Origin of the sequence: Trebonia sp. (assembly GCF_049794275.1) — a bacterium.
Lineage (GTDB): Bacteria > Actinomycetota > Actinomycetes > Streptosporangiales > Streptosporangiaceae > Trebonia.
In genome coordinates this window covers 1-9,081 of sequence record NZ_JBARCR010000314.1, presented here as the reverse complement: position 1 = coordinate 9,081, position 9,081 = coordinate 1, and the positions used below count along the sequence as shown (strand labels likewise).

Genomic DNA, 9,081 nt, shown 5'->3' with positions numbered 1-9,081 from the left:
GGCGAGACACTGAAGATCCGGTCGCAGGCGGCTCCCGGTCGCGCGTTCCCGGTCAAGGTGACGTTGTTCGACCCCCCGGCTCGCCTGCGGTTCAGCGGGGGCATGCCACTGGGCTTGTTCCGCGGCGTGCGCACCTACGAGGTGTCCGGGGACGCGGACGGCCAGGTCGCATTCCGCATGCGCGAGGAGTACAGCGGTCCGCTGCTGCCGCTGATCTGGCGGTCGATGCCCGACCTGGGCCCGTCTTTCCAGCGCTTCGCGACCGGGCTCAAGCAGCGGATCGAGTCGGGCGGCTGACCGGGATGGCTGAGGCGGCGGCCTCCAGGGGCCCGGCTGAGGCGCGGGGCTTTGAGGCGCTGAGTGATACCAACCGGCGGGAGATCCTGCGCATTCTCAGCGGCGGGGACAAGCCGGTCGGGGAGATCGCCGACGCGATGACCATCAGTCGGCCTGCTGTCTCGCGCCATCTGCGCCTGCTGAAGGACGCCGGAATGGTCGCGGAGCGGGCTCAGGGGACGCGCCGGATCTACTGCCTGCAGGAACGCGGGATCGAGGCGGTCCGCGAATACCTGGATCACATCTGGGGCGAGGCGACCACGCGTTTCCGGCTGCTGGCCGAGAACACCGAGGCCGGCCCGAGCGAAAGCAAGGACACCAGGAAGACGCCGGGTTCATGACCGCGCCGCTGCGGATGTCGCTCGACGTGGAGTGCTCGGCCGAGCACGCGTTCACCGTCTGGACCTCAGGGATCGCCACCTGGTGGCCGGCGGACCACACCGTAACCGGACGCGACGACGTCACTGTCGTGATGCAGAGCGGAGTTGGCGGGCGGATCTACGAGCACACGCCCGACGGGGCTGAGCATGACTGGGGGGAGGTGACGGTCTGGAGCCCGCCTACCCGGCTGGCCTACCTATGGCACCTCCGGCGAGACCGCTCCGATGCGACCGAGGTCGAGATCCAGTTCACCGCCAACGACTCCGGCGGGACCCGGATCGAGATCGAGCACCGCGGCTGGGAACGGCTGGGCCGCGCAGCCGTGCAGTGGCGTGACCAGAACCGGGCCGGATGGCAGACCCTCCTTCCGCATTTCCAGGCAGCGATCGCCAGCACCGACGAAAGGAGTTCCTGATGCCAGCAGGTTCGAAAGGCGACCCATGGCAGCTCACCACGCCGCCCGGCACCTCCGCCTACTCCATGTACCGCGATGCGGACGCTGACCCGCCGGCCCTGGTCTGCCAGGTCGGATCCACCACGCTGAAGTACCACCTAAGTGCCATCGACGACCTGCACGCCTGGCTGAAAAGCCAGGGTGACTGGGTGCTGCTCGGCGCGGCGGACGAAAGCAAGCCGGCCGCGGACGGGACGGTCGAGGCATGGGGCCGGTCTCCCGGCAACCCGGTCGGCGGCTGGTACGGCCTGCGCAAGGGATACCGCGGCCGGTTCGGCATGTACCTCCCGCCGCTACTGGAAGCCCTCGGCCTGGCCGAGGTCACCCACGACTCCCGCAACAACAGGATGAGAGCCATGCCATGACACGTGCCGTCGTAGTTCGCTACCGCACCCGCCCGGACGCTGCCGACGACAACGAGCGGCTGATTAAAGCCGTGTTCGAGGAACTGGCGGCAGTGCGGCCCGCCGGAATCCGCTATTTCACGTTCCGCGCGAACGAGACCACCTTCGTGCATACGGCCGTCTTCGACTCCGACGCCAACCCGCTTGAGGACCTCCCTGCCTTTCAGGCGTTCACCTCGGGTCTGGCAGACCGTTGCGAGGAGCCGCCCGCGCCGACGGCCGGGCGCCTCGTGGGCAGCTACCCAGTTGCGCCTGATCCGGTTGCGGAAAGGGCTGGCTAGTCGTAGATCGCGGCCATCGCCTGGATGGTCCTGGCCGCCTGCTCGCGCAGCTCGGCGGGCTCCAGAATCTCGATGTCAGCGCCGAGGCGGAGGAAGTCGGCGAGCGCCAGGTCGGCCGATTCGATCGGCACGCGCGCGCACACCCAGCCGCCCGCATCGCCCGCATCGGCCACGCCGGCGGTCTCGACCGCGGTCACGGCCGCGGCACTGAGCAGATGACGCATGCGCCGGACACCGTTATCAGACAGCCGGATCACCGCGTGCCCGGTATGCAGCTGGCGGTGGAAGTCGGCCAGGTAGCCGTGCCAGTAGCTGGCGAGGTCGAATCCGGGTTCGGCGGTGAAGCCGCAGTCGCAGGGAGTGGCCGCGACGATCTGGTCGACCCGGTACGTGCGCATAGCCCCGTCGCACCTGGCTACGACGTACCAGGTGCCGGCCTTGAGTACCAGACCGTGCGGCTCCAGCCGCCGGGTTACCTCGGCTGGCTCCTTCCAACGCTGATAGGTGACCTGGATGACCTGGCGCTCCCAGACCGCGCTCGCCACGGCCGGCAGGTGGGGCACGTCCTCGGGGCGGCGATACCAGCCGGGCGCGTCCAGGTAGAAGCGCTCGGCTAGGCGGTCGGCGTTGCCGCGCAGCGGCGCAGGCAGCGCGGCCTGCAGCTTCAGCGTCGCGGCCGCCAGCACGCTGCCGAGGCCAAGCTCGGCCGCGGGGCCGGGCAGGCCGGACAGGAACAGCGCCTCGGCCTCGGCTGCGGTGAGCCCGGTCAGCCGGGTGCGATAGCCGCCGAGCAGCTGGTAGCCGCCGGCGTGCCCAGCGTCACCATACAGCGGGATGCCAGCGGCGCTGAGCGCCTCGACGTCACGGTAGATCGTGCGGACCGAAACCTCGAGCTCGCTGGCCAGCTGCTGCGCTGTCATCCGCCCGCGGTTCTGCAGCAGCAAGAGCAGGGACAGCAGCCGGCTGGCGCGCATGAGTCAAGTATCGCCCGGTCCACTGACAGTAGATGGCAGGGGAACCGTCCTACCGTGCCGCCACGGCATCTCGAGCCTGGTCACCGATCCTAAGGAAGGGCATGAACGACTTCGACTTCTTCACCGGCACCTGGGATATCGCCAACCGCTGGCGCACCGACTTTCTCGACTCCGGCAGCGAGTGGGAACAGTTCCCCGGGATCAGCCACGCGTCCCGGCACTTCGACGGCAACGCGAACTTCGACGAGATCGTCTTCCCGACGAAGGGATTCGCCGGGCTGACCCTCCGCTTGTATAACCCGGACACTGGCCAGTGGTCGCTGTACTGGGCCAGCAAGCGGACGGGCACGCTGTTCCCGCCGGTCGCAGGAGCGTTCAAGGACGGAGTCGGCGAGTTCTTCGGCGAGGACACCTACAACGACGTGCCCATACTCGCCCGGTTCCGGTGGACAGACATCACAGCCGGCTCAGCCCACTGGGAGCAGGCCTTCTCCACCGACGGCGGCGCGACCTGGCTCGACAACTGGTACATGGACGCAACCAGGCGACCCTAGATAACGTCCTCGATTGCCTGTGCCAGCAGTTGGTGGCCCGCAGGCGAGGGGTGGATGTTGCAGGCCTCTCCGCCGTGACCCGCGATCGGCGTCACCGCCGAGATGACGACCGCTAAACGGCTAGGTGAGTGTGAGGGGCCTTCGCTCAGCCTTCCCGGCGGTGCCGGTGCAGTTTCCGCAAATTGTGCGCGGCGCAGGCGAGCAGCCATTCGCTTTCGCATGCCGGTCCTGCCTGGCCGGGCAGCCGCCCGCCACGGGGCGGCGTGGGTGATTCCACCCCGGCCACGGCCGCGCGGCAAGAGGGGCGAAACGACCCCTGCCGCGGACCTGGCGGGGCGAGCGAACCTATGGCTGAGGGCCGGGAAACCGGCCAGTCCCTAGCAGATAGGACAAGGCAATGACCGCACAACTTACCCACGAGGGATCTCAGGCCAGCACGACAGAGCAGGCCACCCCGGCCGGCGGCGGGCGGCTCCGGGAAGCGTGCCATCGGATCCACCTCGCTCTTCACGACATGAACTACGGGGCCCGGCGGGCCGTCGAGGTCCAGGCGCCGTGGATCGTTGACGAGCAGTGGCACCGCAGGTAACGATCATGGGCATGGACTCGTTCACCGGCAAGCTCGCGGTGGTGACCGGCGGCGGCTCGGGCATCGGCCGCGAGCTTGTCCGCCAGCTGGCGGCGCAGGGCTGTTCGGTCGCGGCGTGCGACCTGAATCCCGACACCGTCGCGGTGACCGCGGCCACGGCGTGGGCAGCCGCCCCGCCCGGCGTCACGGTCACCGGTCATGCCTGTGACGTCTCCGACGAGGCGCAGGTCGTGCGATTCCGCGATGAGTTGCTCGAGCAGCACGCCAGCGATCACGTCGACCTGGTCTTCAGCAACGCGGGTATCGGCGGCGGCGAAAGCTTCATCAGCAGTCCCCGGGAGGTGTGGGAGCGCACGTTCGCCGTGGACTGGTGGGGCGTGTATTACTGCGCCCGCGTGTTCTTGCCGCTGCTGATCGCCAGCGGCGACGGCGTCCTGGTCAACACCAGCAGCGTGAACGGCTTCTGGGCGGCACTGGGCCCAGGCATTCCGAACTCGGCCTACAGTTCGGCCAAGTTCGCCGTGAAGGGCTTCACCGAGGCGCTCATGGTAGACCTGCGCGCCAACGCGCCGCAGGTCCGGATCGCCCTCGTGATGCCAGGGCACGTGGGCACCGACATCATCGCCAACAGCCTGCGGGCCCGTGGCTTTCCGGCACCGGAGGAGATGAGCGACGCCCAGGTGGAGGAGCTGATCCCCCGCGACACGCAGGCCGACCTGATCCGCGCCGGCGTGCTGGCCGAGGGCACGTCAGCCGATGAGCTGCGCCAGATGCTCAAGGAGGCGAACGCCGGCTTCCGGGACAAGGCGCCGGTCAGCGCGGCAGAGGCGGCGACCATGATCCTGGACGGAGTCAGGTCCGGGGCCTGGCGGATCCTCATCGGCGAGGACGCCAAGAAGATCGACAGCGCGGTGCGCGCCAAGCCCGAGGCCGCCTACGACGCCGAGATGTTCAGCACGCTAGCCTCGGAGCCGCCGGCAGGAACACCCTGAGCGGTAGCAGCCAGAGGCTGCCAGCGCGGGGGCGGCCCCGCGCGAGCTTCATCCCAGCCCGGCCCCACTGCACGTCATTGAGCGGCCCTCCACGAAATGGCGCCGGAACTTCGGCGGGAGGCTTCCTAGATAACATCCTCGATTGCCTGTGCCAGCAGTTGGTGGCCCGCAGGCGAGGGGTGGATGTTGCAGGTCCCGTCGGGAAGCTTGATGAGCAGGCCCGCCGCGCACGGTGAGCCGCCGAAGGCCGCGGACGGCCCTTCGAAGGCGGCGAAGCCGTCGGCGACCTTGCCGCCGAACTTCTCGGTGACCGACGCGATCGCCGAGTTGAGCGCCTCGGTGCCGGCGACCTGGGTGGGATCGCTGTAGCTGAGCGAGTAGTAGGTCAGCGCGACCAAGGGCCCGTGGTAGCGGGCGACGTCACGGATGAGGGTATAGATGACCGTCAGGTTTACCTCGATCTTCTTCAGCACGGCCTGGAGCTCGGCCGGGCTCGCGCAAGCGTCCGCCGTCGTTTCCTGGCAGAGGAACACGTCGTTGGCGCCGATGTTGATCGTCACCAGCCGGGTGTTGCGGTGCGTGGCTAGATACTTGAGGGCGTAAAGCATCTGGGTGCCCGCGTACTTCACGTGCAACGGGAAATCGGTGCGGTAGCCGACGGATGAGCCGGGGGCGTTCTCGCAGCCGTTGCTCTGCGCGCCGGGGATGTAGAAGCTGGCCGTGGTCTCGCCGGGACAGGAGGCATTAGCCACCGGAATGTGCAGCGCCTGGGCCACGTCCTCCGGGTAGCCGACGAAGGAGCTGGCGTCAAAGTAGTCCGGCGCCGGGACAGCGTTCGGCGGCACGTAGCCGAACGCCACCGAGTCCCCGAGGGCCAGGTAAGTGCCATGGCCGCCCGCCCCGTGGAGTGGCGCGGCAGCGGCAGGAAGAGCCGGGATCAAGCTCACCGCCGCCACCATGGCCGTCCCGGCCAGCCCGATACCGATCAATCGCCGAACACGGATCACCCGATCGCCCATCACGATTCCCCTTTACCGAACTGTTTCGTTAATTCAAGATCGGACGGGGCTAAGAGTCAACAGGTGTTAACAGGGTTAATGGCGGGCCCTATTGGTTACGGCGCGTTCCTGCGCGCCTCGCGGGGGTCGAAGCCGCCCCAGGGGTCGTAGTCGACCTCCAGCGGCTCCTGCGCCGGCCGCGCGTCCTCGGGGACGTGCTCCAGGTTCAGCCGGATGCGGTACCAGGCGGAGCTGCGGCCGCGCATCGCGTCGACCAGCACGTCAGCGGGGTGCAGGTGCGGCCAGACGCCAGAATGCCGGGCCTTCCACCGCTCCAGGCCCTCCATCGCCTCGGCCTTGGTCGCCGCGCGGGCAACCTCGATCAGCGGCTTGGTGGGCTGGCGCCGCCCGGTAGGGCTGGGCGTGCGGCGCTTGGATGGCTGCACCCGGGGCGCCTCGCCGCCCTGCTTCTCGTAGTGCGGCGGCCACGGCGCGTCCGGCAGGCCGGATGCCTCGTCGCGGGCCGCCTGCTCGAGCAGCGCCTCCAGCGAGCCGACGGCGGCGTCCATCCCGGCCCACGGGTCGCCCAGCTCAGCGAACCGGGCCGGCACCGTGTCGATCGTGAACGCCGACGGGTCGCACGACAGAACCTCGTCCCAGGCCAGCGGCATAGATACCCGCGCGTCCGGCAGTGGCCTGACGGAGTAGGCCGAGGCGACCGTGCGGTCCTTGGCGTTCTGGTTGTAGTCGACGAAGACGCCGTGCCGCTCTTCCTTCCACCACTTCGAGGTCGCGAGGTCCGGCGCCCGCCGCTCGATCTCACGGGCCACCGCCACGGCGGCCCGCCGCACGTCGGTGAACGACCAGCGCGGCTCGATCCGCGCGTAGATGTGCATGCCGCGCGACCCGGACGTCTTCGCCCATCCCGTCAGCCCGAAGTCGGCCAGCACGGATCGCGACACCAGCGCCACGGCGACGATCTGCGGCCACTCGATGCCGGGTACCGGGTCCAGGTCGACCCGCAGCTCGTCAGGGTGGTCGAGGTCCGCGGCGCGCACCGGGTGCGGGTTCAGGTCGATGCAGCCCAGGTTGACGACCCAGACCAGCCCCGCCGCGTCGCGGAGCACCACCTCGTCGGCCACCCGGCCCGACGGGAAGCTCAGCTGCGCGGTCTCGATCCAGTCCGGCCGCTTTTCCGGCGCGCGCTTCTGGAAGAACGGCTCGCTCTCCGCGCCGTTCACGAACCGCTTCAGCGCCATCGGCCGGCCGCCCGCCCCGCCCAGCGCCCCCTCGGCGACCGCCAGGTAGTACCGGACCAGGTCCAGCTTGGTGTGCCCGGTGCGAGGGAAGTACACCTTCTGCGGGTTGGAAACGGGCACCTCGCGGCCGGCCACCTCGATCACTGTCTTTGGCGACGCCATGAGAGTCAGCCCCGCCCGTTCGGAATAACTGATCCAGAACCCAGGATCGCGGAAAGCTGGAAGCTCACCGGTTCCTCTAGTTGCGCATAGGTGCACGATGAGGGCGAGCGATCCGGGCGCCAGCGGACGAACTGCGCCGTGTGCCGGAACCGCGGGCCTTCCATGTGGTCGTACCGGACCTCGAGCACCCGCTCCGGGCGCAGCGGGATGAACGAGAGGTCCTTACCGACGTTCCACCGGCTGTACTGCGAGCTGCGCGGCGTGCGGGTGCCTTCCGTCTCCTGGGCCCAGTTCCACGGGTGCTGGTCGAAGGTGGTCACCAGCGGCTCCAGCTCCGTGCGCAGCGCGCGCCGTTGCTCCATCGGCAACGCGCCGACGACCCCGACGTTGGCCAGCTGGCCGTCGTCGCGGTACAGCCCGAGCAGCAGCGACCCGATCGCGTCCGGCCCGCTCTTGTGCGGCCGGTAGCCGGCGACCACGCAGTCGGCGGTGCGCTCGTGCTTGACCTTCAGCATCACCCGCTTATCCGGTTCGTACGCAGCGTCCGGCGACTTCGCGATCAGCCCGTCCAGCCCGGCCCCTTCGAACTGGCTGAACCACTGGGTGGCGACGGACTTGTCCGTCGTCGCCGGGGTGAGGTGAACCGGGGACTTGACCGTGGCCAGCGCCTCTTCGAGGGCAGCGCGGCGCTCGGCGAAGGGGCGGCCGGTGTAGTCGGTGTCGCCGAGCGCGAGCAGGTCGAAGGCCACGAAGTGGGCCGGCGTCTGCGCGGCGAGCAGCTTGACCCGGCTGGCCGCGGGATGGATGCGCAGCTGCAGCGCCTCGAAGTCGAGCCGGCCGGTGGTGAAGTTAGGCACCACGATCTCTCCGTCGATGACGGACCTGGGCGGCAGCTCGGCCAGCACGGCTTCCGCCAGCTCAGGGAAGTAGCGGGTCATCGGCCGTTCGTTGCGGCTGCCGATCTCCACTTCCGGCCCGTCGCGGAAGACGATCGAGCGGAACCCGTCCCACTTGGGCTCGAACACGTAGTCCCCGTCGGGGATCGCGTCCACCGGCTTCGCCAGCATCGGCGCCACCGGCGGCATCACCGGAAGGTCCATGTCCCCCAGCTTCCATGATCGCGAGTGATGCTCGCGGAACAACAGTGCCCGTTACTGCTTACGATCATGCTTGACGTGGGCGCGGGTGGGAAATCAGCGGGTGATGTTCGGAAATCCGCGGCGCCGGACGACTCAGTAGCGTGGGCAGCGAAGAGGTCCCTGACGAGGACCCGGTGGCGGCCATCTACCACCGGGCGCTGCCGCACGTCTACGGGTACCTGCTGTCCCGCTGCGGGGACGTCAGCCTCGCCGAGGACCTGGCCGCGGAGACGTTCATGGCCGCGGTGGACGCGGCCGCCAAGCCGGACCCCTCGCGGATAACGGTCCCCTGGCTCATCGGCGTCGCCCGGCACAAGCTGGCGGACCACTGGCGGCGCAGCGCCAGGGAAGAGAGCATTCGTGCCGCGGCCATGGAAGCGCGGGCGGGCGCCGCGCTCGACGATCCGTGGGATGAGTGGCTGGATACCGAGGCCGCCTACACGGCGCTGCGCAGCCTGTCCGCACCCCAGCGGGCCGCGCTCACGCTTCGCTACCTCGACGGGCTTCCCGTCGCGGACGTGGCGGCGCACCTCGGCCGGAGCCTGCACGCCACTGAGA

The 9,081-nt window shown here is 69.3% G+C and carries 13 protein-coding genes; 9 read left to right on the top strand and 4 right to left on the bottom strand.

Going from position 1 to position 9,081, the window contains the following annotated elements:
* From WA805_RS08745 to WA805_RS08725, 5 genes are all read left to right on the top strand, one after another.
* A partial coding sequence (locus WA805_RS08745) for a hypothetical protein (protein WP_425242082.1) occupies window positions 1-297 on the top strand: 297 nt, incomplete at its 5' end.
* Between the two features lie 5 nt (window positions 298-302).
* On the top strand, window positions 303-677 hold the full coding sequence (locus WA805_RS08740; RefSeq protein ID WP_422339553.1) for an ArsR/SmtB family transcription factor: 375 nt from the start codon (window positions 303-305) through the stop codon (window positions 675-677).
* Window positions 674-1,132, top strand: coding sequence for an SRPBCC family protein (locus WA805_RS08735; RefSeq protein ID WP_422276853.1), 459 nt, complete (start codon window positions 674-676; stop codon window positions 1,130-1,132). The genes WA805_RS08740 and WA805_RS08735 overlap by 4 nt, the downstream gene beginning before the upstream one ends.
* Window positions 1,132-1,536, top strand: a complete 405-nt coding sequence (locus tag WA805_RS08730) for a DUF6855 family protein (RefSeq protein ID WP_422276855.1) — start codon at window positions 1,132-1,134, stop codon at window positions 1,534-1,536. The genes WA805_RS08735 and WA805_RS08730 overlap by 1 nt, the downstream gene beginning before the upstream one ends.
* Window positions 1,533-1,856 (top strand): hypothetical protein, encoded by a 324-nt coding sequence (locus WA805_RS08725; protein ID WP_425240307.1) that lies wholly within the window; start codon window positions 1,533-1,535, stop codon window positions 1,854-1,856. Before WA805_RS08730 ends, WA805_RS08725 begins: the two co-directional genes overlap by 4 nt.
* Here WA805_RS08725 and WA805_RS08720 read toward each other — a convergent pair.
* Window positions 1,853-2,830 (bottom strand): helix-turn-helix transcriptional regulator, encoded by a 978-nt coding sequence (locus WA805_RS08720; RefSeq protein WP_422340114.1) that lies wholly within the window; start codon window positions 2,828-2,830, stop codon window positions 1,853-1,855. The two genes, WA805_RS08725 and WA805_RS08720, sit on opposite strands and share 4 nt — an antisense overlap.
* 101 nt (window positions 2,831-2,931) lie before the next feature.
* Between WA805_RS08720 and WA805_RS08715 the strand changes: the two genes are divergently transcribed.
* The 3 genes from WA805_RS08715 (at window position 2,932) to WA805_RS08705 (ending at window position 4,965) form a co-directional block, all read left to right on the top strand.
* Window positions 2,932-3,384 carry a hypothetical protein gene (locus tag WA805_RS08715; protein WP_422279652.1) on the top strand — a complete coding sequence of 151 codons (453 nt, stop codon included), beginning with the start codon at window positions 2,932-2,934 and terminating at the stop codon, window positions 3,382-3,384.
* A 397-nt stretch (window positions 3,385-3,781) separates the two neighbouring features.
* Complete coding sequence (locus WA805_RS08710) at window positions 3,782-3,973, top strand: hypothetical protein (protein WP_425242081.1); 192 nt, start codon at window positions 3,782-3,784, stop codon at window positions 3,971-3,973.
* An 11-nt stretch (window positions 3,974-3,984) separates the two neighbouring features.
* Window positions 3,985-4,965 carry an SDR family NAD(P)-dependent oxidoreductase gene (locus WA805_RS08705; RefSeq protein WP_425242080.1) on the top strand — a complete coding sequence of 327 codons (981 nt, stop codon included), beginning with the start codon at window positions 3,985-3,987 and terminating at the stop codon, window positions 4,963-4,965.
* Between the two features lie 125 nt (window positions 4,966-5,090).
* Here the strand turns inward: WA805_RS08705 and WA805_RS08700 are convergent, their stop codons facing one another.
* From WA805_RS08700 to WA805_RS08690, 3 genes are all read right to left on the bottom strand, one after another.
* Window positions 5,091-5,912, bottom strand: a complete 822-nt coding sequence (locus tag WA805_RS08700; RefSeq protein ID WP_422340111.1) for an SGNH/GDSL hydrolase family protein — start codon at window positions 5,910-5,912, stop codon at window positions 5,091-5,093.
* Window positions 5,913-6,079: 167 nt separating this feature from the next.
* Window positions 6,080-7,384: a DNA polymerase domain-containing protein gene (locus WA805_RS08695; RefSeq protein WP_425242079.1), complete on the bottom strand. Its 1,305-nt coding sequence runs from the start codon at window positions 7,382-7,384 to the stop codon at window positions 6,080-6,082.
* 5 nt (window positions 7,385-7,389) lie between these two features.
* A complete protein-coding gene (locus tag WA805_RS08690) occupies window positions 7,390-8,484 on the bottom strand; it encodes an ATP-dependent DNA ligase (RefSeq protein WP_422289989.1) in 1,095 nt (364 codons plus the stop codon).
* Window positions 8,485-8,624: 140 nt separating this feature from the next.
* Here WA805_RS08690 and WA805_RS08685 point away from each other — a divergent pair.
* The coding region (locus WA805_RS08685; protein ID WP_425242078.1) for an RNA polymerase sigma factor at window positions 8,625-9,081 on the top strand (457 nt) is incomplete at its 3' end.

What these genes read in the sequence shown, in the direction of transcription:
- WA805_RS08740 (WP_422339553.1), top strand. Translation starts at nt 303, where the DNA reads ATGGCTGAGGCGGCGGCCTCCAGGGGCCCGGCTGAGGCGCGGGGCTTT.
- WA805_RS08705 (WP_425242080.1), top strand. Translation starts at nt 3,985, where the DNA reads ATGGACTCGTTCACCGGCAAGCTCGCGGTGGTGACCGGCGGCGGCTCG.
- WA805_RS08695 (WP_425242079.1), bottom strand. Translation starts at nt 7,384, where the DNA reads ATGGCGTCGCCAAAGACAGTGATCGAGGTGGCCGGCCGCGAGGTGCCC.
- WA805_RS08720 (WP_422340114.1), bottom strand. Translation starts at nt 2,830, where the DNA reads ATGCGCGCCAGCCGGCTGCTGTCCCTGCTCTTGCTGCTGCAGAACCGC.
- WA805_RS08715 (WP_422279652.1), top strand. Translation starts at nt 2,932, where the DNA reads ATGAACGACTTCGACTTCTTCACCGGCACCTGGGATATCGCCAACCGC.
- WA805_RS08730 (WP_422276855.1), top strand. Translation starts at nt 1,132, where the DNA reads ATGCCAGCAGGTTCGAAAGGCGACCCATGGCAGCTCACCACGCCGCCC.
- WA805_RS08710 (WP_425242081.1), top strand. Translation starts at nt 3,782, where the DNA reads ATGACCGCACAACTTACCCACGAGGGATCTCAGGCCAGCACGACAGAG.
- WA805_RS08735 (WP_422276853.1), top strand. Translation starts at nt 674, where the DNA reads ATGACCGCGCCGCTGCGGATGTCGCTCGACGTGGAGTGCTCGGCCGAG.
- WA805_RS08690 (WP_422289989.1), bottom strand. Translation starts at nt 8,484, where the DNA reads ATGGACCTTCCGGTGATGCCGCCGGTGGCGCCGATGCTGGCGAAGCCG.
- WA805_RS08725 (WP_425240307.1), top strand. Translation starts at nt 1,533, where the DNA reads ATGACACGTGCCGTCGTAGTTCGCTACCGCACCCGCCCGGACGCTGCC.